The 20,063-nt window shown below is 69.9% G+C and carries 20 protein-coding genes; 7 read left to right on the top strand and 13 right to left on the bottom strand.

Going from position 1 to position 20,063, the window contains the following annotated elements; genetic code table 11:
* The 5 genes from AC3E6M_RS08865 to guaB form a co-directional block, all read right to left on the bottom strand.
* Entirely contained in the window at positions 1 to 2,049 is a 2,049-nt protein-coding gene (locus AC3E6M_RS08865; RefSeq protein WP_490529669.1) for a purple acid phosphatase family protein, read from the bottom strand.
* 262 nt (positions 2,050 to 2,311) lie between these two features.
* The gene (locus AC3E6M_RS08860) at positions 2,312 to 3,112 is read right to left on the bottom strand and encodes an SURF1 family protein (protein ID WP_490529761.1); all 801 of its coding nucleotides are present in this window, start codon (positions 3,110 to 3,112) and stop codon (positions 2,312 to 2,314) included.
* A gap of 79 nt (positions 3,113 to 3,191) precedes the next feature.
* Entirely contained in the window at positions 3,192 to 4,307 is a 1,116-nt protein-coding gene (locus tag AC3E6M_RS08855; protein WP_138178234.1) for a GuaB3 family IMP dehydrogenase-related protein, read from the bottom strand.
* 2 nt (positions 4,308 to 4,309) lie between these two features.
* On the bottom strand, positions 4,310 to 4,996 hold the full coding sequence (locus AC3E6M_RS08850) for a TMEM175 family protein (RefSeq protein WP_394529814.1): 687 nt from the start codon (positions 4,994 to 4,996) through the stop codon (positions 4,310 to 4,312).
* A 73-nt stretch (positions 4,997 to 5,069) separates the two neighbouring features.
* Entirely contained in the window at positions 5,070 to 6,572 is a 1,503-nt protein-coding gene (gene guaB, locus AC3E6M_RS08845; RefSeq protein ID WP_138177437.1) for an IMP dehydrogenase, read from the bottom strand.
* A 248-nt stretch (positions 6,573 to 6,820) separates the two neighbouring features.
* On the opposite strand from guaB, the gene AC3E6M_RS08840 reads away from it, so the two are divergent.
* Genes AC3E6M_RS08840 through AC3E6M_RS08820 form a run of 5 tightly spaced genes read left to right on the top strand, consistent with a single transcriptional unit; the run spans position 6,821 to position 11,828 of the window.
* A complete protein-coding gene (locus AC3E6M_RS08840; RefSeq protein WP_138177439.1) occupies positions 6,821 to 8,161 on the top strand; it encodes a branched-chain amino acid ABC transporter permease in 1,341 nt (446 codons plus the stop codon).
* An 11-nt stretch (positions 8,162 to 8,172) separates the two neighbouring features.
* Positions 8,173 to 9,153 carry a branched-chain amino acid ABC transporter permease gene (locus tag AC3E6M_RS08835; RefSeq protein ID WP_138177441.1) on the top strand — a complete coding sequence of 327 codons (981 nt, stop codon included), beginning with the start codon at positions 8,173 to 8,175 and terminating at the stop codon, positions 9,151 to 9,153.
* Positions 9,146 to 10,081 carry an ABC transporter ATP-binding protein gene (locus tag AC3E6M_RS08830; RefSeq protein ID WP_394529816.1) on the top strand — a complete coding sequence of 312 codons (936 nt, stop codon included), beginning with the start codon at positions 9,146 to 9,148 and terminating at the stop codon, positions 10,079 to 10,081. The genes AC3E6M_RS08835 and AC3E6M_RS08830 overlap by 8 nt, the downstream gene beginning before the upstream one ends.
* Complete coding sequence (locus AC3E6M_RS08825; protein WP_138177445.1) at positions 10,078 to 10,854, top strand: ABC transporter ATP-binding protein; 777 nt, start codon at positions 10,078 to 10,080, stop codon at positions 10,852 to 10,854. Before AC3E6M_RS08830 ends, AC3E6M_RS08825 begins: the two co-directional genes overlap by 4 nt.
* Positions 10,855 to 10,889: 35 nt before the next feature.
* The gene (locus AC3E6M_RS08820) at positions 10,890 to 11,828 is read left to right on the top strand and encodes a hypothetical protein (protein WP_490529667.1); all 939 of its coding nucleotides are present in this window, start codon (positions 10,890 to 10,892) and stop codon (positions 11,826 to 11,828) included.
* On the opposite strand, the gene AC3E6M_RS08815 is transcribed toward AC3E6M_RS08820, so the two are convergent.
* From AC3E6M_RS08815 to groES, 3 genes are all read right to left on the bottom strand, one after another.
* Positions 11,818 to 13,101, bottom strand: coding sequence for an ABC transporter substrate-binding protein (locus AC3E6M_RS08815; RefSeq protein ID WP_138177449.1), 1,284 nt, complete (start codon positions 13,099 to 13,101; stop codon positions 11,818 to 11,820). The two genes, AC3E6M_RS08820 and AC3E6M_RS08815, sit on opposite strands and share 11 nt — an antisense overlap.
* Before the next feature lie 138 nt (positions 13,102 to 13,239).
* Positions 13,240 to 14,178 carry an EamA family transporter RarD gene (gene rarD / locus AC3E6M_RS08810; RefSeq protein ID WP_138177451.1) on the bottom strand — a complete coding sequence of 313 codons (939 nt, stop codon included), beginning with the start codon at positions 14,176 to 14,178 and terminating at the stop codon, positions 13,240 to 13,242.
* A gap of 116 nt (positions 14,179 to 14,294) precedes the next feature.
* Positions 14,295 to 14,591 carry a co-chaperone GroES gene (groES, locus tag AC3E6M_RS08805; protein WP_039394204.1) on the bottom strand — a complete coding sequence of 99 codons (297 nt, stop codon included), beginning with the start codon at positions 14,589 to 14,591 and terminating at the stop codon, positions 14,295 to 14,297.
* A 131-nt stretch (positions 14,592 to 14,722) separates the two neighbouring features.
* Here groES and AC3E6M_RS08800 point away from each other — a divergent pair, with 131 nt between their 5' ends.
* Entirely contained in the window at positions 14,723 to 15,913 is a 1,191-nt protein-coding gene (locus AC3E6M_RS08800; RefSeq protein ID WP_490529666.1) for a class I SAM-dependent methyltransferase, read from the top strand.
* Positions 15,914 to 15,934: 21 nt separating this feature from the next.
* On the opposite strand, the gene AC3E6M_RS08795 is transcribed toward AC3E6M_RS08800, so the two are convergent.
* Positions 15,935 to 16,294 carry a MerR family DNA-binding transcriptional regulator gene (locus AC3E6M_RS08795; protein ID WP_138177456.1) on the bottom strand — a complete coding sequence of 120 codons (360 nt, stop codon included), beginning with the start codon at positions 16,292 to 16,294 and terminating at the stop codon, positions 15,935 to 15,937.
* Between the two features lie 84 nt (positions 16,295 to 16,378).
* Here AC3E6M_RS08795 and AC3E6M_RS08790 point away from each other — a divergent pair, with 84 nt between their 5' ends.
* Positions 16,379 to 17,233, top strand: coding sequence for a CE1 family esterase (locus AC3E6M_RS08790; protein ID WP_490529665.1), 855 nt, complete (start codon positions 16,379 to 16,381; stop codon positions 17,231 to 17,233).
* Here AC3E6M_RS08790 and AC3E6M_RS08785 read toward each other — a convergent pair.
* From AC3E6M_RS08785 to tsaB, 4 genes are read right to left on the bottom strand one after another with little or no spacing between them, the layout of a single operon-like run.
* Positions 17,230 to 17,691 (bottom strand): hypothetical protein, encoded by a 462-nt coding sequence (locus AC3E6M_RS08785; protein WP_394529818.1) that lies wholly within the window; start codon positions 17,689 to 17,691, stop codon positions 17,230 to 17,232. The two genes, AC3E6M_RS08790 and AC3E6M_RS08785, sit on opposite strands and share 4 nt — an antisense overlap.
* Positions 17,688 to 18,803: a tRNA (adenosine(37)-N6)-threonylcarbamoyltransferase complex transferase subunit TsaD gene (gene tsaD / locus AC3E6M_RS08780; protein WP_171024304.1), complete on the bottom strand. Its 1,116-nt coding sequence runs from the start codon at positions 18,801 to 18,803 to the stop codon at positions 17,688 to 17,690. The genes AC3E6M_RS08785 and tsaD overlap by 4 nt, the downstream gene beginning before the upstream one ends.
* Positions 18,803 to 19,312, bottom strand: coding sequence for a ribosomal protein S18-alanine N-acetyltransferase (rimI, locus tag AC3E6M_RS08775; RefSeq protein WP_138175591.1), 510 nt, complete (start codon positions 19,310 to 19,312; stop codon positions 18,803 to 18,805). Before rimI ends, tsaD begins: the two co-directional genes overlap by 1 nt.
* Positions 19,312 to 19,944, bottom strand: coding sequence for a tRNA (adenosine(37)-N6)-threonylcarbamoyltransferase complex dimerization subunit type 1 TsaB (gene tsaB, locus AC3E6M_RS08770; protein WP_138175589.1), 633 nt, complete (start codon positions 19,942 to 19,944; stop codon positions 19,312 to 19,314). Before tsaB ends, rimI begins: the two co-directional genes overlap by 1 nt.
* Between the last annotated feature and the right edge of the window lie 119 nt (positions 19,945 to 20,063).

Below are 20,063 nucleotides of genomic sequence, written 5' to 3'. Positions count from 1 at the left end.
TCAGGAGGCCTTTCGGTTGCGAAGGACGGAGCGGAGGATGAGGACGGCGCCGCCCGCGGCGAGGACGCCGCCGAGAACCATCAGGGTGACCGGAAGTGCGGCTCCCGTCGCGGGAAGCGATGCGGCACCGACGGCCGGCTGGGTCACGACGATCCCGATCGATGCGGTGCGCTTCGAATCGAGGCCCGTCAGCACGATCGAGTGCTCACCGGGCTCCGTGCCGGCCGGGATCGTGACGGTCGCATTGAGCGCGCCCGTGGCATCGGCGGTCACCAGCGACAGGGTCACCGGCGTCGAGTGGAGCTCGACGGCGACCCGCTCGCCGGCGACGAAGCCGGTACCCGAGACGGACAGGGCTCCTCCGGGGGCGACCGTGTTGTCGCCGACCATGATCTTCGGGTCGCCACCGGGCGCAGGGGTGGGCGCGGGGCTCGTCGTCGGCTCCGCGGTCGGGGTCGGCGTCGCTGTCGGCGTCGGCTCGGTCGTCGGCTCCGCGGTCGGGGTCGGCGTCGCGGTCGGCGTCGCGGTCGGCGTCGGCGTCGCGGTCGGGGTCGGCGTGGGCGTCGGCGTCGGCGTCGCGGTCGGGGTCGGCGTGGGCGTCGGCGTCGGCGTCGGCGTCGGCGTCGGGACGCTCGGACCGTCGACACCGTCACGGGTCGATCCGGGTCCACCGACCCACGCCGTGGAGTCATCGGTCACGAGCTTCGCGCCACCGGCATCCTTCGTGATCGTGAAGGCGTCGAACAGTGCGCCGTCGACCGTGCGCGCTTCGACGTGCATGCGACCGTCGGCGGTGACGTCGACCGTCTGGAAGAGCTGCACGTCGCGGCCCGTCACCCGGAGGTTGGCACCGTTCGCGGTCCAGTTGTTCGCCTCGGCGGGGTCGGGCACGTACATCTTCGGGCCGGCGACGCTGACGAGATAGGCGGGGCCGGTGTGGCTCTTCGCCGGGTCCGCGCCCGCGGGCAGGCTCTGCTCGTTGGCGCGGAGGTTGCCGCGCCCGTACGCGTGGTCGTGACCCTGCACCACGAGGTCGACGTCGTACTTCTCGAACAGCGGCAGCCAGGCGTCGCGCAGCACCGCGTTGTCGCGTCCGCTCGTGACCGAGAAGATCGGGTGGTGGAACGTCACGACGGTCCACTGGTTCGGGTTCTCGGCCAGGCGCGACTCGAGCCACGCCGTCTGCGCCGCACGCGACTGCGCACCCATGGCCTGCGTGGAGTCGAGGCTGATGAAACGCACGCCCTGGTAGTCGACGGAGTAGACCGTCTCCTTCAGGGTCTCCGCCCCCTCGGGGCCGTTGAGCGGATACTCGAACTGCGCGCCCCAGTGCGCCGCCAGGTCGGGTCCCGGGTAGTACTCGTGGTTTCCGGTGGATGCCACGACGTTGAGGTACTGGTTGGAGAAGGCGGCGGCTTCATGCCACTCTCCCCACTCCGCGTCGCTCGTCTCGGTGTCGATGAGATCTCCGGCGTGCACCACGAGGCGGGCGTACGGCCGGGATTCGAACGCGGCCCGGAAGGTGCGCGAGGTGTAGGCCTTGTTGTCGTTCTGCGCGTCGCCCTGCACCAGGAAGCTGAAGTCGCCCGGCTTCGCGCTCGCGGTGGTGAACTCGAGCCATTCGCTCCAGGTCTGGCCGTCACCGACGCGGTAGACGTATGTCGTGTCGGGTTCGAGGCCCGAGATCGTCGCCGAGTGGTGCGCGATCTCGTAGCCGAGCGTGGTGTCCAGCCGGTGCGTGGAGGTGGCGTCCATCGACTGCGCACCACTGACCACGCTGGGGCCGCTCAGAGCCCATTCGACGCGGGGCGTCGTCACGTCCTTCGAGGTGCGCCAGGTGACGGATTGGCTCGTCGTCGGCGTCTCGGTCGGGGTCAGGATCACCCGGTCGGGAACCGCGGTCGGGGTGTGCACGAGCACGGGGTCGATGGCGGGCGGCGCGAGGCCTCCACCGGCGGCGACGGCGACGCCGCCTCCAAAGCTGGACAGACCGATCGCGAGGGCGACAGCCCCCGCGGTCATGGCCGTCGGACGAGCGAATTTGAGCACGCAGAAGCCCCTTCGACATGGCCGGCCCCGGGTAGGCCGGCAACTGCAGGCGAGATGACCCGCTGTCAGCGGATCCCTAGCGATTGTGTCGGTGGCTCATCGTTCGATCTGGTCGTGGGCGGTGTTCTCGCACGACGTTCGAGCAACGTTCACGTCGGGCGCGAAATGTCATCTCCGGCTGGGTTCGGCGACCGTCCGCCCTCTGACGTCGTTCGCGATGGCGTTACCCGCCGTCCACCTCGATGTGAACCCGTGGAGCGCTCTACGCCGATGTCGACGGGGCCGTGCCGGCGGCATCCGCCTCGGCATCCTCGAGGTCTTCGACCTCTTTCTCCCACGCGTCGCGGGCGAGGCGGTACCAGAGGTAGAGAGCGAAGCCGGCGAAGACCGCCCACTCGGCCGCGTAGAAGATGTTCAGCCAGTTCACCCGCGATCGCTCGTCGGGGGCCGGGGAGTCGATGGCGTCGAGGGGCCCGAGAGCGGTCTGCGAGGTGAGGTAGGGCCGGTACACGGACACCCCGTCGATGTCGGTCCAGCGTCCGAGCAATGCCGCCGGCGACATCCGCGTCATGGTCTGCGGGTCGGCGCCGGCCGGCGGGCGGCCGGGGCCCTCGTCGGAGATCAGACGCCCGGTCACGGCGACGACGGCATCGGGGTCGGCTTCGGCCTGCGCGCGCAGGGTCTGGGCGGCCCGCTCGGCCGCCGACGCATCGCGAGTCCACCCGAGCGCGATGGCGATCGAGGTGGGCACGGCCGTGCCGTCGAGGCGGAGCTGCCCGGTGACCCAGTACCCCTCGACGTCGTCGTTGAAACGGGACGAGACCACGAGGAAATCGGGAGCGATCCACCGCCCGCTCGCCTCGACCCGCTGACCGACGAGCGGCTCGGGCAGGTACGCGCCCGGCTGGGCGACGTCGGCCAAGGGCTGAACGATCTCGGTCTGCCCCGGCTCGGCGGGCGCCGTGTCGACGGCGCGGCCGAGCTGCCATTGGCCCAGCCACGCCAGCACGCCCGCGACGACGAGCGAGAACGCCAGCAGCGCGAGCCAGCGCGGTCGCAGCATGACCTCACGCAACGTTGGCGGGAACACCTCTCGGGGCTCCTGCTCGATGACGGTGGGAGAGGTCACGCGGGTACCGGAATCAGTGCCCGTAGGGCGCGACGACGACCTCGACCCGCTGGAACTCCTTGAGGTCGGAGTACCCGGTGGTGGCCATCGACTTCTTCAGCGCGCCGATGAGGTTCGCGGTGCCATCGGCCACGGGGGCCGGGCCGTAGAGGATCTGCTCGAGGGGGCCGACGCGGTCGACGGCCACGCGGTGTCCGCGGGGCAGCTTCGCGTGGTGGGCCTCGGGGCCCCAGTGGAACCCACGACCCGGGGCATCCGTCGCGCGAGCAAGAGCGACGCCGAGCATGACCGCGTCGGCGCCCATGGCCAGAGCCTTCACGATGTCGCCCGAGGTGCCCACGCCGCCGTCGGCGATCACGTGGACGTAGCGTCCGCCCGACTCGTCAAGATAATCGCGTCGCGCTCCGGCGACGTCGGCGACCGCGGTGGCCATCGGCGCGTGCAGGCCGAGGGTCACGCGAGTCGTGGACGCGGCGCCACCGCCGAAGCCGACCAGGACGCCCGCGGCGCCCGTCCGCATGAGGTGCAGCGCGGCCGTGTACGTGGACGCACCGCCGACGATGACGGGGACGTCGAGGTCGTAGATGAACTTCTTGAGGTTCAGGGGCTCGGCGACGCTGGAGACGTGCTCGGCCGAGACCGTCGTCCCGCGGATCACGAAGAGGTCGACGCCGGCCGCAACTACCGTCTCGTAGAGGTCGTGGGTGCGCTGCGGGGTGAGGGCGCCGGCCACCGTGACGCCGGCGGCGCGGACCTCGGCGAGACGATCGCGCACCAGCTCGGGCTTGATCGACTCGGAGTACAGCTCCTGCATGCGACGCGTCGCCTCGGAGTCGGGCAGCCCCGCGATCTCGGCCAGGAGCGGCTCGGGGTCGTCGTACCGCGTCCACAGGCCCTCGAGGTCGAGAACGCCCAGCCCACCCAGTCGACCGAGCTCGATCGCGGTGCGCGGGCTGACGACCGAGTCCATCGGGGCGCCGAGCACCGGGATCTCGAACGGGAAGGCGTCGATGGTCCAGGCCGTCGACACGTCTTCCGGGTTGCGCGTGCGCCGCGAGGGGACGACGGCGATGTCGTCGAAGGTGTAGGCGCGGCGGGCACGCTTGGCACGGCCGAGATCGATCTCCATGGTCACTCCCCCAGCCTACCCGCGCCCTCCGACGCCCCCGGCGATCCGGGAGCCCCGCGGACCGGATCGGCCGGCGCGTCGCCCCCGCGCAGCAACCGGGTGAGGAGCCCGTCGAAGATGAACAGCGCGAAGGCGACCGAGCCCACGAGCGGGCTGAGCAGGACCGCGACGCCGCTGATGAGCACCGCGCTCAACCCCGCCCGCCCCAAGCGGCGCGCGTCCTCCCGCGACAGATCGGGGATCGCTCCCGACCGCACCGCCCAGGCCCACTGCACCCATCCCAGGAGGATCGCGAGGAAGAAGTTCACCGGCAGCAGCACCCGTCCGAGCAGGAACTCGGAGTAATCGGTGTCGAGCGAGGAGGTGAAGGGCACCAGGACGACGAGCAGCAGACGGATGTTGTTGATCCACAGTCCGGCCTGGTCGATGCGGACGATCCACTCGAACTGCCGCACGTGCGTCATCCACATGATGCACAGGATGAGGAAGCTGATGACGAACGAGAACACCGGATGCAGGAGCGCCCCGATCGCCGCGGCGAGATCGGCATCCGAGTTCACGGTGCCCAGCGACTGCGAGGTGAGTCCGAGCACGAGCAGCGTGGCCGCGATCGCGAAGACGCCGTCCGTGTACGCCTCGGCCCGTCGCGCCGAGACGGTGGCCTCAGGATGCCGAGTGCGCCGGATCATGCGGACAGCGTAGCGTCGCCCCGCGGAACGTCGAGGGGCCGGGCAGTTGCCTGCCCGGCCCCTCGCACGTGACCTACTTCTTGTAGTTCGGTGCCTCGACGACGATCTGCACGTCGTGCGGGTGCGACTCCTTCAGGCCCGCCGAAGTGATGCGCACGAACTTGCCCTTGGACTTCAGCTCTTCGACGGTGCGCGCACCGACGTAGAACATGGACTGGCGGAGGCCACCGATGAGCTGGTACGCGACAGCCGCCACGGGGCCGCGGTAAGGGACCTGACCCTCGATGCCCTCGGGGATGAGCTTGTCGTCGCTGGGGACGTCGGCCTGGAAGTAGCGGTCCTTCGAGTACGAGGTCTTCTTGCCCCGGGTCTGCAGCGCGCCCAGCGACCCCATGCCGCGGTACTGCTTGAACTGCTTGCCGCCCTGGAAGACGATCTCGCCCGGCGACTCGTCGGTGCCCGCCAGGAGCGAGCCGAGCATCACGGTGTCGGCTCCGGCGACGAGGGCCTTGGCGATGTCGCCCGAGTACTGCAAGCCACCGTCGGCGATGACCGGGACACCGGCGGGGATCGCGGCCTGCGCGGCCTCGTAGATCGCGGTGACCTGGGGCACGCCGACGCCCGCGACCACGCGGGTGGTGCAGATCGAGCCCGGGCCGACGCCGACCTTCACGGCATCCACACCCGCGTCGATGAGCGCCTGAGCACCCTCGCGCGTGGCGACGTTGCCGCCGATGACGTCGACGTGGGCGAAGGACTCGTCGGCCTTGAGACGGCGGACGATGTCGATGACGCCCGCCGACTGACCGTTGGCGGTGTCGACGACGAGCACGTCCACGCCTGCATCGCGCAGCGCCTCGGCGCGCTGCCACGCGTCACCGAAGAAACCGATCGCCGCACCGACCCGCAGACGACCCTGCTCGTCCTTGGTGGCGAGGGGGTACTTCTCGCTCTTGTCGAAGTCCTTGATGGTGATGAGTCCGGCGAGCTTGCCGTCTTCGTCGACGAGGGGGAGCTTCTCGACGCGGTGCTTCGCGAAAGTGGCGATGACGTCGTTGGCGTGGATGCCGACGGGCCCGGTGATGAGACCGTCCTTCGTCATGACGTCCTTCACCAGCGTGGTCTGACGCTCGAATCCCGAGACGAAGCGCATGTCGCGGTTCGTGATGATGCCGACGAGCACGCCGTCGGGGTCGATGACCGGCAGACCCGAGATGCGGTACTGCGCGCACATCGCGTCCACCTCGGCGACGGTGGCATCCGGAGTCGTGGTGATGGGGTTCGAGACCATGCCCGACTCGCTGCGCTTGACCTGGTCGACGATGCCGGCCTGGTCCTCGATCGAGAGGTTGCGGTGGACGATGCCGATCCCCCCCTGACGGGCGATCGCGATCGCCATGCGCGCCTCGGTCACCGTGTCCATCGCGGACGAGAGGAGGGGGGTTGCCACGGTGATGCGCCGGGTGAGTCTCGACGACGTGTCGGCTTCGCTGGGGATGACGTCCGTGTGCCCTGGGAGAAGGAGGACGTCGTCATACGTCAGTCCGATGAAACCGAAGGGGTCGTGCTGCTCCATGGATCCTCCTGCGCACGCGGCGCCTGTTCGAAAAGGGACGACGTCGGCCGGTGCGCGCACGGCGCTCCGCTCTGAATTCTAAGCGTCGGGGGCGGTTGTTTCATTCCCCGCGCCTGTCCGGCAAACGCAACCGCGATGACACGGTTCGCTAACGGCGACGAGCCGAAACACGAACGACACATTACGCTCGTACCGTCGATCGTCGAAGCTGACGACGACATCGTCAGCGTTGCCGAACTGGAGACTCCGTGGGTCATTCCTCCCCCACCGCGACACGATCGCGATCCCTTCCCCGTCTAGCCCTCCTCGTCTCGCTCCTCGCCAGCGCCGTCGCTGTCCTGAGTCTTCTGCTGGCCGCCCCGGCCAGCGCACAGACGACACCGACCCCCGCGGCCACCCCGGGCACCGGCGACATCTCGACGCAATTCACCATCGGCGGCATCATCCAGGCCGACGGCGAGCCGGTGGAGGGCGTCGAGATCGCCGTCGAGGGCTCCGGTTTCTCGGAGATCGGCACCACCCGCTCCGACGGCCGATGGTCGGTGTCCGTCCCCGGGCCCGGCTCGTACACGGCGACCCTGCAGGTCGACACGTTGCCCGACGGCGTCGCTCCGCGCGACCCCGACAACGTCAGCCGCGACGTGACGGTAGGCACCACCAACACGGTGAACGTGCTCTTCCCGACCGGCGAGGGCACGACCGTGACCGGCTCGATCTGGGACACGTTGTTCTCGAGGTTCATCTACGGCTTGAATTTCGGTCTGCTGCTCGCCCTCGCCGCGATCGGCATCTCGTTGATCTTCGGCACGACGGGCGTGAACAACTTCGCCCACGGTGAGATGCTCACCTTCGGCGCGATCATCTTCTACGTGTTCACGTCGATGGGATGGAACCTCCTGTTGGCGGTCCTGCTCACCGTGGCGCTGTCCGCCGCGCTCGGGTGGACCCAGGATGCCGTGCTCTTCAAGCCTCTCCGTAAACGCGGCGTCGGGCTCGTCCAAGTACTGATCGTCACGATCGGCCTCTCGATCGTGCTGCGGTACCTCTACCTCTATTTCTTCGACGGGGGGACGCGCAACATCGACACCGGCATCACCGAAAACGTCACGATCGGGCCGGTGACGATCACGCTCACCTCGCTCATCAGCATGGGCGTCAGCGTCGTCATGCTCGCCGCCGTGGCCTACTTCCTGACCCGCACGCGCATCGGCAAGGCCACGCGCGCCGTCAGCGACAACGCGTCGCTCGCGGCGGCATCCGGCATCAACGTCGATCGCGTGATCCGCATCGTCTGGGTCCTGGCGGGCGCGCTGACCGGCTTGTCGGGCGTGCTCTACGGGCTGTACCGCGGCGTCACGTGGGACATGGGCTTCGCGATCCTGCTCCTGCTGTTCGCGGCAGTGACCCTGGGTGGTCTGGGCAGCGCATTCGGCGCCCTGGTCGGATCGCTCATCATCGGCATCATCACGGAACTGTCCACCATCGTCATCCCCCCGGACCTCCGGTACGCGGTGGCCTTGATCGTGCTCATCGGCGTGCTGCTGTTCCGGCCGCAAGGTGTGCTCGGTCGTAAAGAGCGGATCGGCTGAGGAAGAACGACATGGACTGGCTTTCGATTCTCAACAACGCCGCGGGCGAGCTCATCAGCCCGACCACCGCGGCCTACGCCCTCGCCGCGATCGGACTCAGCGTCCACTTCGGCTACGCGGGTCTGCTCAACTTCGGTCAAGCGGGCTTCATGGCCGTCGGCGCTTACGCCTTCGCCATCTCGACCCTGTCGCTGGGCACCCCGGTGTGGCTGGCGATCCTCATCGCGATCGCCGCCTCGGTGGTGTTCGCGTTCATCCTCGGCATCCCGACCCTGCGTCTGCGCGCCGACTACCTCGCGATCGTCACCATCGCCGCGGCGGAGATCGTGCGCTACGTCGTCTCGACGGTGGGCCTGACCAGCATCACCGGCGGCTCGCAGGGCCTCAACGGCTACAACCGCGATTTCCAGGGTTTGAACCCCCTGCCCGAGGGCACCTACGGAATCGGCCCCTGGACCTATTCCGCCAACGACTGGTGGGTGCGCGTGTTCGGCTGGGGTCTCGTGATCCTCGCCACGCTTCTCGTCTGGATCCTCATGCGTAGCCCCTGGGGTCGCGTGGTGAAGGGCATCCGCGAGGACGAGGACGCGGTGCGCAGCCTCGGCAAGAACGTGTACTCCTACAAGATGCAGGCGCTCGTGCTCGGTGGCGTCATGGGCGGGCTCGCCGGCGTCGTGTTCATCCTCCCCCGGGCCGTCCAGCCCGGGAACTACGGCACGGCGCTGACGTTCTTCATCTGGACCGCACTGCTGCTGGGCGGCGCCGCGACGCTGCTCGGACCCATCGTGGGCGCCGCACTGTTCTGGGTGCTGCTGTCGCTGTCGAACGGCATCATCGTGGGACTGCGGGACGTCGGCATCCTGGGCTTCATGAGCACCACCCAGGCCGGGCAGGTGCGCTTCATCATCGTCGGGATCGGGCTGATGCTCCTGGTCATCTTCCGGCCGCAGGGCATCTTCGGCAACAAGAAGGAGCTGTCGTTCAATGTCTGACACGACCGTCACCCACCCCCTGGTGAAGGGCGAGGTCGGCCCCGGCTGCGCGAAGGTCGACCCGATCGTCGTCGCCGACGGTGTCACGCGGCAGTTCGGCGGCCTCAAGGCCGTCGATGTCGAGCACCTCGAGATCCCCCGCGGACAGATCACGGCCCTGATCGGCCCGAACGGCGCCGGCAAGACGACGCTGTTCAACCTGCTCACCGGCTTCGACAAGCCCAACACCGGTCGCTGGAGCTTCGAGGGGTCCAACCTCGCCGGCGTCCCCGCCTTCAAGGTGTCCCGCAAGGGAATGGTCCGCACCTTCCAGCTGACGAAGTCGCTCGGTCGCCTGTCGGTGCTGCAGAACATGCTGCTCGGGGCGCGCGGGCAGAAGGGCGAGAACATCTTCCGCGCCATGATCCCCTCGATCTGGCGCTCGCAGGAGAGGGTGAACACCGAACGCGCCGACGATCTGCTGCGCCGGTTCAAGCTGGATGCCAAGCGCGAAGACTTCGCCGCGTCGCTCTCGGGCGGTCAGCGCAAGCTCCTCGAGATGGCTCGCGCCCTCATGAGCGACCCGAAGCTCGTCATGCTCGACGAGCCGATGGCCGGCGTGAACCCCGCCCTCACCCAGAGCCTGCTGGGTCACATCCTCGACCTCAAGAGCGAAGGCATGACTGTGCTGTTCGTCGAGCACGACATGCACATGGTCCGCCACATCTCGGACTGGGTGGTCGTCATGGCCGAAGGCCGGGTGGTCGCCGAGGGACCGCCCGAGACCGTGATGAGCGATCAGGCCGTCATCGACGCCTACCTCGGCGCCCACCACGACACCGACCTCGGCGACATGACCACCTCGCAGCTCGCGACGATCGAGGCCGAGGCCGCGGCCGAGGCAGATGCCGAGATCGCCGCCGACGAGAAGGACGGAAAGCTCCGATGACCGCCACCGCCACCCGCACTGCGGTGCTGCGCACCGACGACCTCGTCGCCGGCTACCTGCCCGGGGTGAACATCCTCAACGGCTGCTCGGTCGACGCCTACCAGGGCGACCTCATCGGCATCATCGGCCCCAACGGCGCGGGAAAGTCCACGCTGCTGAAGGCCATCTTCGGTCAAGTCAAGATCCGCGGTGGAGCCGTGCTGCTCAACGGCGAGGACATCACCTCTCTCAAGGCCGACAAGCTCGTCGGCAAGGGCGTGGGGATGGTCCCCCAGAACAACAACGTGTTCCCGAGCCTGTCGATCGAAGAGAACCTGCAGATGGGGCTGTTCCAACGCCCCAAGGTCTTCTCGGAGCGCTTCGAGTTCGTGACCGGCCTGTTCCCCGAACTCGCCAAGCGTCGCCGCCAACGCGCCGGCTCGCTCTCGGGCGGCGAGCGCCAGATGGTCGCGATGGGTCGCGCGCTCATGATGGACCCGTCGGTCCTGCTTCTCGACGAGCCCTCCGCCGGCCTCTCACCGGTGCGCCAGGACGAGACGTTCCTCCGGGTCGCCGAGATCAATCGCGCGGGCGTGACGATCATCATGGTCGAGCAGAACGCGCGCCGCTGCCTGCAGATCTGCCACCGGGCCTACGTGCTCGATCAGGGCAAGGACGCCTACACCGGCACCGGCCGCGAGTTGCTCACCGACCCCCGCGTCATCGAGCTGTACCTCGGAACCCTGGCCGCCGACGAGGACGCCAAGCGCGACGCACGGGAGACCGAGGCCTGATCCGCGCGCGTCCCGTGGGAGCGACGCTCACCCTGGTGGGTGTCGCCCTCGCGGGGTGCTCCTCGAACCCTCCTCCCCTCGTTCCGGACGGGCTGACCGTCTCGGTCATCCAGCAGCGCGGAGACATCGCACCGGGACGAGCACAGCTGCGCCTCGCCAACGGGTCGGACCAGCCGATCACCGTGGTCGCGGCCACACTCACGTCCGCCGCACTGTCGGAGCCCGCCGCCTGGTCAGCGCGCCGCGCCACGTCGCTCGCCCCCGGCCGCGTCGTCGACCTGCCCCTGCCGCTTCCCCCGGTGGCCTGCACCACCGGAGACGACGGCCCCCGCGTGATGCTCGAGGTCGCGGCTGACGGCGGCACCCGAAGCGTAGACATCACCGCCGACGACCCCCTGCACGTCCTGGAGCGCCTCAGCGCCACGCAGTGCGATCAGGATGCGGTCGACGCCGTGGCCCACGTCGAGGCGACGGCGGTCGCTCCGCACGGCGACGGCACCGCCGACCTCACGATCTCGATCACTCCGGCCGACGGCGGCTCGACATCGGCGCTCGATCTCGTGGCCCTGCGCGGCACGCCGCTTCTGCGCTTCGCCGCCGGGGACGAAGCGCCGCTCGGCGCAGCGGTGAGGTCGGGGGACGCGCCGTCGACGCTGAGCGTCGCCGTGACACCACGTCGGTGCGACCCGCACGCGATCGCGGAAGACAAGGTCGGCACGCTGTTCGACCTCGTCGCCCGCCTCGACGGGAGGGACGTCACCCTGTCGCTGGCGCGTCCGCAACCGGTCGCCGACGCGCTGCTGGCGTTCACCGCCGCCGCGTGCGGCCGTGTGCGTCCGCGTGAGGGGTCAAAATTTGTCGCTTCGGATGATCCCAGGCGACAGATCTTGACCCCTCACGCGGCGGATGCAGGAAGAAGGGCCCGGATGCCGTGGCATCCGGGCCCTTCCCGATCGGGTCAGATCACTCGTTGAGCGAACCGAACTCCGTGTTCAGCAGGGTGTACTTGTTATCGGCACCGTACTGGTAGATGCCGATGTACGCCTCGGTCGGGTCACCGTTGTCGTCGAACGTGATCGGGCCCGAGACACCGTCGTAGTCGACGTCCTTGCCCTCGTTGATCAGCGCGAGGCAGTCGGCGAAGGTGGTGCACTTCTCGCCACCCTCGGTGACCGACTTCAGGTTGTCGCGGATCGCCGTGCCCGAGTCGTCCTTGGCCTGCGCCGCGGCGAGGGCCGCGACGATGACCGCGTCGTAGGACTCCGGCGCGTAGCTGAAGTCGGTGAGCGCGGGGTCGACCGTGAGGAGTCGGCTCTGGAACTCGGTGTCGGCCGGGTTGCCGGGCAGGGTGCCCTTGGCTCCCTGGAGCGTGCCCGCCTGGAACTCGTACGAGTTGGACAGGTTGCCGTCGACGAAGTACACCTTCGATCCCGGGTAGCCCTGGGTGTTGACCAGCTGCGGGATGATCGACGAGGTCTCCTCGAACGCGATCACGGCGATCGCGTCCGGCTTGGATGCCAGGAGCTGGTCGACCTGCGACGTAAAGACGGTGTCGCCCGGGTTGTACGGGACGGCGACCGAGACCTCGCCACCGGCGGCCTCGACGGCCTTGGTCGCGTTGTCCTTCAGGCCGATGCCGTAGGGGTCGTTGATGTAGATGATCCCCACGTTGGCGGCGCCGTCGCCGGTCATGAGGTTACCGAGCACGCGCCCCTGCAGGACGTCCGAGGGAGCGGTACGCCAGTAGTACCCGTCGTCGGCGTAGGTGGTGAAGTCGGGCGACGTGTTGGCCGGCGAGATCTGGACGATGCCCGCGTTGACCAGCTGGTCGATGAAGGTGAACGACACACCGGACGACGCCGCACCGATGACGACGTCGGCACCGGCGTCGACGAGCTCGGTCGCCGACTGGGTGGCGATGTCGGTCGTGGTGTCACCCGAGTCGCGCTCGGTGAGTTCCGTCGTGAACGGGAACGCGTCGCCCGTGGCCTCGATGTCCTGGATCGCGAGCTTGACACCGGCGACCTCGGGCGGGCCGAGGAAGGCGAGGTTTCCGGTGGCGGGCAGGATGGTGCCGACGTGGAAGACCCCGTCAGCGGTGGACACGGCGCCTCCGCCGGATGATGCGCTGGGCGCGGCGGCGTCGCCGCCACCACCGGCGCAACCGGCGAGGACGAGCGCGCTGGCACCGACCAGGGCGAGACCGCCCAGGGCCTTGCCGGCACGCGTACGCGTGAAGACGCTCATAGTGCTCCTTGCTATGGATGAACGTTCGACGACACAGGGGTGCCGTCTGGTGTCCTAAACCTAATCGCCTCCACGTTTTCGTCGTGTTGCCGTTCGTTAACGATGTGCGTCGCCGAGGTCACGGCGTCATAACGCCCTCTAGACGGGCTCGGCGACATCCGATACAAGCGGACGGCGACGCCGCGCGGCGACGAGCGAATCGACGCTCAGCATGATCAGCGCGAGCCAGACGAGCGAGAACCCGATCCACCGCTCGACCGTCATCGGCTCGTGCAGGACGGACACGCCGATGACGAACTGGATGATCGGTGCGACGAACTGGATGAGCCCCATGACGGTGAGGGGAGCACGGCGCGCCCCGGCGGCGAAGAGCAGCAGCGGGATCGCGGTGATCACTCCGGCCGCGGCGAGCAGGCTCGTGTGCAGCGGACCGTTGGCCCCCATCGTCAGACCCGTCGTCGCCGCGACGACGACCAGCTGCACGGCAGCGACCGGGAGGAGCCAGAAGGACTCGAGAGTCAGTCCGCTGACGGCATCCACCGAGGGTCCGATCTGCTTCTTCACGAGTCCGTAGAGACCGAAGGAGAAAGCCAGGGTGAGGGCGATCCACGGGAAGCTGCCGTACCCGACCACGATGACGAGGACCGCGACCACCGAGAGTCCGATCGCGATCCACGGCACGAGACGAAGGCGTTCGCGCAACACCGTCACGCCGAGGAGCACGGTCACGATGGGGTTGATGAAGTACCCCAGACTCGTCTCGATGACGTGACCGGTCAGCGCACCGATGAGGTACGTCTGCCAGTTGACGTAGATGAGCACACCGGCCACCGCCGTCAGCGCCAGGAGCCGGGGCTGCCGGACGATCGCCAGGAACGGCCGCCACGCGCGCAGCACCGTGAGCAGGATCAGGCAGAACACGAACGACAGCGCGATGCGCCAGGCGACGACTTCCCACGGGCCGGTCGGCTCCAACTGGAGGAAGTACAGGGGCAGCACGCCCCACAGGAGGTAGGCGGCAAGGGCGAAGAGGCCGCCACGCACGGCTCCCGAGGCGGGCGGCGAAGCGGGGGTCACTTCCTCAGACTAAGCCCGCGCCCCGCCGCGGATCCGCCGGTCATCGCGCATTCCCTGCCAAAGACGGGAACCCCGGATGCCGAGGCATCCGGGGTTCCCGTGAGGATCGCGAAAGATCAGCGCACGACCACCGCGAGGACGTCGCGAGCCGAGAGCACGAGGTACTCGTCGGCGCCGAACTTGACCTCGGTGCCGCCGTACTTGCTGTAGAGCACACGGTCGCCGACGGCGACGTCGAGGGGGACACGGTTGCCGTTGTCGTCGATGCGGCCGGGGCCGACGGCGACGACTTCGCCCTCCTGCGGCTTCTCCTTGGCGGTGTCGGGGATGACGAGACCACTCGCCGTGGTCTGCTCAGCCTCGACCTGCTTGATGACGATGCGGTCCTCGAGCGGCTTGATGGAAACCGACACGGTCTACCTCTTCTTTCTCGTTACAGAAGACTTGTCAGCACTCACGCGGGGAGAGTGCTAATTCGAGTGTAGAGAAGCACTGGCACTCATGCAACGCGAGTGCCAACACATTCCGCGCTTAGGCTGGCCGGGTGGAGATCGCCGAGCTGACCGCGCTGCTCACGCCCGGTGGCCTGACTCTGCTCGATGAGGTCGGACCGATCGCCACCACCGACGATGCCGCCCGCGCCGTTTCGCGCCTGCGGGCGGCCGGGCACTCCCCCGAACTCGTCGCCGCCGTCGTCGGCCAGGCACGACTGCGCGTGCGCGCGGCGGCGAAGTTCGGCCCGTTCGCCGACCGGATGCTGTTCACCCGCGCGGGGCTCGAGCAGGCCACGCGACTGTCCATCGCCGCGCGGCACGCGGGACGCTTCCGTGCCGCGGGCGTCACGTCGGTGGCCGACCTCGGCTGCGGGATCGGCGGCGATGCTCTGGGCCTCGCCGGGCTCGGCATCCGGGTGCACGCCGTCGACGCCGACGAGGTCACGGCCGCGATCGCCGCGTACAACCTCGCGCCCTTCGGCGACGCCGTCACCGTGGCTCACGGGCGCGCGGAGGACGCCGACCTCGACGGAGTGGATGCCGTGTGGCTCGACCCCGCGCGGCGCACGGCGGGGCACGGCGAAACGCGGCGCGTGTCGGCCGACCAGTGGTCGCCGTCGCTGGACTGGGTGTTCTCGCTGCTGCGGCGGTGGCCCGGCGGGGTGAAGCTCGGACCGGCGTTCGACCGGGAGTTGATCCCGGACGACGTCGAGGCGCAGTGGATCAGTGCGGACGGGTCCACGATCGAGCTGGTCCTGTGGTCGGGGAGCCTCGCCCGCGAGGGCGTGCGCCGCGCCGCTCTGGTCGTCCGCGGCGACGACGCGTGGGAGCTCACCGCCCCGGCCGACGCCCCCGACGCCGAACCCCGCGAACTCGGCGCCTTCGTGCACGAGCCCGACGGTGCCGTCATCCGGGCGCGGCTGATCGGCGAGGTGGCTCGCTCGCTCGAGGCGGGAATGCTGGCCCCCGGCATCGCGTACCTGACCTCGGACGCGGCCCTCACGAGCCCGTTCGTGTCGTCGTTCCGCGTGCGCGAGGAACTGCCGACCGACACGAAGAAGCTGGCCCGGGCGTTGCGCGAGCGCGGCATCGGAACACTGGAGATCAAGAAGCGCGGGGTCGACGTCGATCCCGCGACCCTGCGGACGCGCCTGGCGCTGCGCGGGGAGGACTCCGCGACGCTCCTGTTGACGCGCATCGCGGGTCGGAGACGCGCGCTCCTCGCCGACCGCGTGGACTGAGCCCGCTCGCCGAGGCCGCGATCAGGCCGGGGCCGCGGCGTCTCCGCGGGTCGCGAGGAAGTCGTCGACCCGGTCTCTCGTCGCCGTCAGTGTCCGGATGCGCTCCGACAGGTCGTCCCGCACCCGCGCGAGCTGCACCACGAGCGCGTCGTGCGCGGCGGCCGGGGCCTCCCCGGTGCAGGCGAGCACCGACGTCACGACCTCGCGGGGAAAATCCATCCCGAAGAGCATCTGGATGACGATCGCCCGGTCGACGACGGAGTCGTCGTAGCGACGGTAGCCATTGGGCTCGCGCTCCGACCCGATCAGGCCCAGCTGCTCGTAGTACCGCAGGGAACGCGCACTCACGCCGCTGCGGGCGCTGACCTCGCCGATCCTCATCGCTTCCCCCTTGACCTTGACACGATGTCAATCTATACGCTCGCTGACGCCGCGGCCCACGGTGCGCTACGGCAGGAGGGAACCATGAGCGAGCACATCCCGGCGGCGAGGCGCACCCGGACCTTCGTCGTGGCGGGCGCGCCGGAGGGACCACCGAACCGACCGCTCGTGCTGGTCTTCCACGGATCGAGGCAAGACGGCGAGGGCCACCGCCGGTTCACCGGCCGCGCCCTGGACGGGCTCACCGACGAGGGACGCGCGGTGATCGCGTACCTCGACGGATATCGGGGCAATTGGAACGACGCCCGCGCGCAGAGCACCTTCCCCGCCAGGCGGCACGGGATCGACGACATTGCCTTCGCCCGAGAGGTCGTCCGCTCCCTCGCCGCGACCCACGGCATCGACACCTCGGCGGTCGTCGGCGTCGGCTTCTCCAACGGCGGCCAGATGATCCTCCGATTGCTGCACGAAGCGGAGGGACTACTCGCGGGTGGCGTCGTCGTCGCGGCCACCATGCCGGAGCGGGAGAATTTCCTCGCCGGGTTCTCGACGTCCACCGCCCACCCCGTACCCGTGACGATCGTGGCGGGCACCTCCGACCCGATCGTGCCGTTCGACGGCGGACGGATGCCGTGGTGGGCACGGAAGCTCTTCGCGATCGACGGGACGACGCTCTCGGTGACGGCGACCGCCGAGTACTTCGCGCAGCGCAACGGAATCACCGAGACCCCCGAGAGCCACGGCGCCGGACCCGGGAGCACCCCGATCGAGACGATCCGCTACCGCCAGGAGGGTCGACCGCCCGTCACGCTGCACGTCGTCCACGGCGGCGGCCACACCGTGCCCGGCCCCGCGACCGGTCTCCGGGTCGGACGCACCGGCGAGCACCCCGGCATCCGGGACATCGTCGCCGACATGCTGTCCGCGCTGCGGGTCTAGATCGTCGAGAGCTGCGGCAGCGCCCAGAACAGCCACCCGGCGCTGAAGACCACCGACACGACGGCGAGCACGAGAGCCCACACCGCCACCCGGCGGCTGTCGTGCGCGCGGCGCAGCGAGATGATCGAGGAGACGATCGCGACGACGCCGAGCGGCAGCAGCACCCCCGCGAACAGCGAGGCGACCAGCGCCGCGACGGCGAGCGCCAAGGCCCACGGCGCGACCGAGGGCGGGGCGGTCGGCACCGGCGGACTCCACGGCAGGACGTGCTCGCCGAAGGCGGCCCGTTCCAGTTGCGCCGTCGGGAGGCGCTCGTCGTCGAAGGCGTCGCCCGCGGCGATCTGCTCCGCGGCCGTCGGCCCGCCCACCCCGGCCCCGGCCCCGGCCCCGGCTGGAGCGAATGCCGCGTCCTGCGCCGCCTTGCGGGCACGGCGGCTCGGCGGCGTCGGGGCGCTCACGTGCTCACCCGCACCGCGGTCGGTCCGAGCGCCGCGCCGGGGGCCGTGGCATCCGGGTCCTCGGCGACCTGGATCTCGGTGACCGGGAGCGTGGAGTCGGCACCGAAGGCCAGGGTCGACGGGCGACAGCCCGACGCGATGAGCTCGGCGGCGAGCGCGGCGATCATCGCGCCGTTGTCGGTGCAGAGCCGCAGCGGCGGGATGCGCACGGCGACGCCTGCGGCGGCTGCGCGTTCGAGGGCGACGTCACGCAAGCGCTTGTTGGCGATGACCCCGCCGCCCAGGAGCAGTCGGGGCACCCCGAACCGCTCGCACGCGTCCAGTGCCTTGGTGACGAGCACGTCGACGACGGCCTCGCGGAACGACGCGGCCACATCGGCCACCGGCACCGGCTCTCCCGCCGCCTCGTGCTGCTCGACCCACCGGGCGACGGCGGTCTTCAGGCCCGAGAACGAGAAGTCGTACCGGTGGGAGGCCATGTCGGACGCCCGCGAGAGCCCGCGCGGGAAGCGGATGGCGGTGGGGTCACCGTCGGCGGCGGCGCGATCGATCTCGGGGCCGCCGGGGTACGGCAGCTTCAACAGGCGCGCGACCTTGTCGAACGCCTCCCCCGCGGCGTCATCCATCGTCTCGCCGAGGAGTTCGACGTCGCTGGTGAGATCGCGCACGAGCAGCAGGGAGGTGTGCCCGCCGCTCACCAGCAGCGCGACGGTCGGGTACTCCAGCTCCCCCGCGTCGGCGTCGAGGATGTCGGCCGCGATGTGGCCGACGAGGTGGTTCACGGCATAGAGCGGCTTGTCGAGGGCGACGGCGAGACCTTTCGCGGCCCCCACGCCGACCATGAGCGCGCCGGCGAGCCCGGGGCCGCTCGTCACGGCCACCGCGTCGATGTCGGACAGGGCCACGCCGGCTTCGGCGAGTGCCGCGTCGATCGAGGGCTGCAGCGCCTCCAGGTGGGCGCGCGCGGCGACCTCGGGCACGACTCCGCCGTAGCGGGCGTGCTCGTCCATGCTCGAGGCGATCGTGTTGCTGAGGAGCTGCCGGCCGCGGACGATCCCGATACCGGTCTCGTCGCAGCTGGTCTCGATGCCCAGCACGAGGGGCGCGTCCATCAGCACCATCCCTTTCCGGTCGTGGTCGTCGTCGCGTCATCCGGAGTGCGGCGCGCGGCCCAGCCGCGGAGATCGAGTTGCATGACGATCGCGTCGACGTCGTCGGGCTGGTAGTACCGCGGGCGTCGGCCGACCTCGGCGAATCCCTCCGAGGCGTACAGCGCCTGAGCGACCGGGTTGTCGGCGCGCACCTCGAGGAACACCTCGTGCACGCCGCGACGCTCGGCCTCGACGAGGAGCTCGCTCAACAGCGCCCGACCCCGTCCGCGCCCGCGCGCGGACTCGGCGATCGTGATCGTCTGGATGTCGGCATCCCGTGAACCGCGCACGGCACGCAGACCCGCGTAGCCGACGAGGCGCCCGGCCTCTTCGACCACGACGTACCAGCCGTGCGGCGACGCGAGTTCTTCGCGCATCATCGCGGGGCTCCACGCGTCGGTGGGGAACGAGGCGTGCTCGAGCGCCATGATCGCGTCGAGGTCGGCCGCGGTGGCGGCGCGCGTCGTCATCAGCTCACCCGCTTCGGGGCGTGGGCGGCCACGACGTCGGGGCTGCGCAAATACAGCGGCTCGGCCTCGGCGAGGGTTCGACCCGCGTCGAGCGCGCGTGCCGCGACGAGCGCGATCATCGCGGCGGAGACGCTCGTCGCGTCGTACCGGACGGCACCGGCCTCGGCCAGACGCGCGTCGAGGTCGTCGCGGGGGCTGAGGGCGGCATCCGCGATCCGCACCGGCAGGCCGTCGTCGTCGAGGCCGTCGTAGACGCTGTAGGCGAACTCTCTGCGGCGGGCGTCGGTGACGACCGCGAAGCGCGGGGTGTCGGCACCGGTGAGCGCGTCGGCGAGGAGCACGCCCAGCGCGACGCCGTCATGGCTCGGCACGGGGACGACGGGGATGCCACGCCCCAAGGCGTAGGCGCGAGCCGTCGCAATCCCCACGCGCAGCCCCGTGAAGGGACCGGGCCCCATGCCGATGGCGACGTGAGAGGGCGCCGGGGCGGCGGTGGCGGCTCGACGCAGGAGGTCACCGATCACCTCGGCGTGCCCGAGGGGGTTCGCGCTCTGCTCGTCGGCGAGCACTTCGCCGTCGCGCGCGATCGCCGCCACTGCCGTGCCGAGGGAGGTGTCGATGCCGAGGATCACGGCTCCAGGGTATCCGGGGCGTCCGACAGGGGTGTCGCCCGCTGGCCGGATGGCTGCCTCGCGCCCGCATCCGGCCACCGCCCGGCGGGGTGCACAACTCCGGCAAAAGGGGCAGCCCC

The sequence above is a fragment of the Microbacterium sp. SCPM-O-B-15248 (M128) genome, from assembly GCF_058214835.1.
Note: the sequence above shows the minus strand (reverse complement) of the source record. Positions and strands in the feature narration are given on the sequence as shown.

Excerpts from the sequence above, each read along its gene's own strand:
- AC3E6M_RS08860 (WP_490529761.1), bottom strand. The coding sequence starts at position 3,112 with ATGCTGCGACCGCGCTGGCTCGCGCTGCTGGCGTTCTCGCTCGTCGTC.
- guaB (WP_138177437.1), bottom strand. The coding sequence starts at position 6,572 with ATGGAGCAGCACGACCCCTTCGGTTTCATCGGACTGACGTATGACGAC.
- AC3E6M_RS08850 (WP_394529814.1), bottom strand. The coding sequence starts at position 4,996 with ATGATCCGGCGCACTCGGCATCCTGAGGCCACCGTCTCGGCGCGACGG.
- rimI (WP_138175591.1), bottom strand. The coding sequence starts at position 19,312 with ATGACGACGCGCGCCGCCACCGCGGCCGACCTCGACGCGATCATGGCG.
- AC3E6M_RS08825 (WP_138177445.1), top strand. The coding sequence starts at position 10,078 with ATGACCGCCACCGCCACCCGCACTGCGGTGCTGCGCACCGACGACCTC.
- AC3E6M_RS08855 (WP_138178234.1), bottom strand. The coding sequence starts at position 4,307 with ATGGAGATCGATCTCGGCCGTGCCAAGCGTGCCCGCCGCGCCTACACC.
- AC3E6M_RS08830 (WP_394529816.1), top strand. The coding sequence starts at position 9,146 with ATGTCTGACACGACCGTCACCCACCCCCTGGTGAAGGGCGAGGTCGGC.
- tsaD (WP_171024304.1), bottom strand. The coding sequence starts at position 18,803 with ATGGACGCGCCCCTCGTGCTGGGCATCGAGACCAGCTGCGACGAGACC.
- AC3E6M_RS08835 (WP_138177441.1), top strand. The coding sequence starts at position 8,173 with ATGGACTGGCTTTCGATTCTCAACAACGCCGCGGGCGAGCTCATCAGC.
- AC3E6M_RS08815 (WP_138177449.1), bottom strand. The coding sequence starts at position 13,101 with ATGAGCGTCTTCACGCGTACGCGTGCCGGCAAGGCCCTGGGCGGTCTC.
- AC3E6M_RS08790 (WP_490529665.1), top strand. The coding sequence starts at position 16,379 with ATGAGCGAGCACATCCCGGCGGCGAGGCGCACCCGGACCTTCGTCGTG.
- AC3E6M_RS08795 (WP_138177456.1), bottom strand. The coding sequence starts at position 16,294 with ATGAGGATCGGCGAGGTCAGCGCCCGCAGCGGCGTGAGTGCGCGTTCC.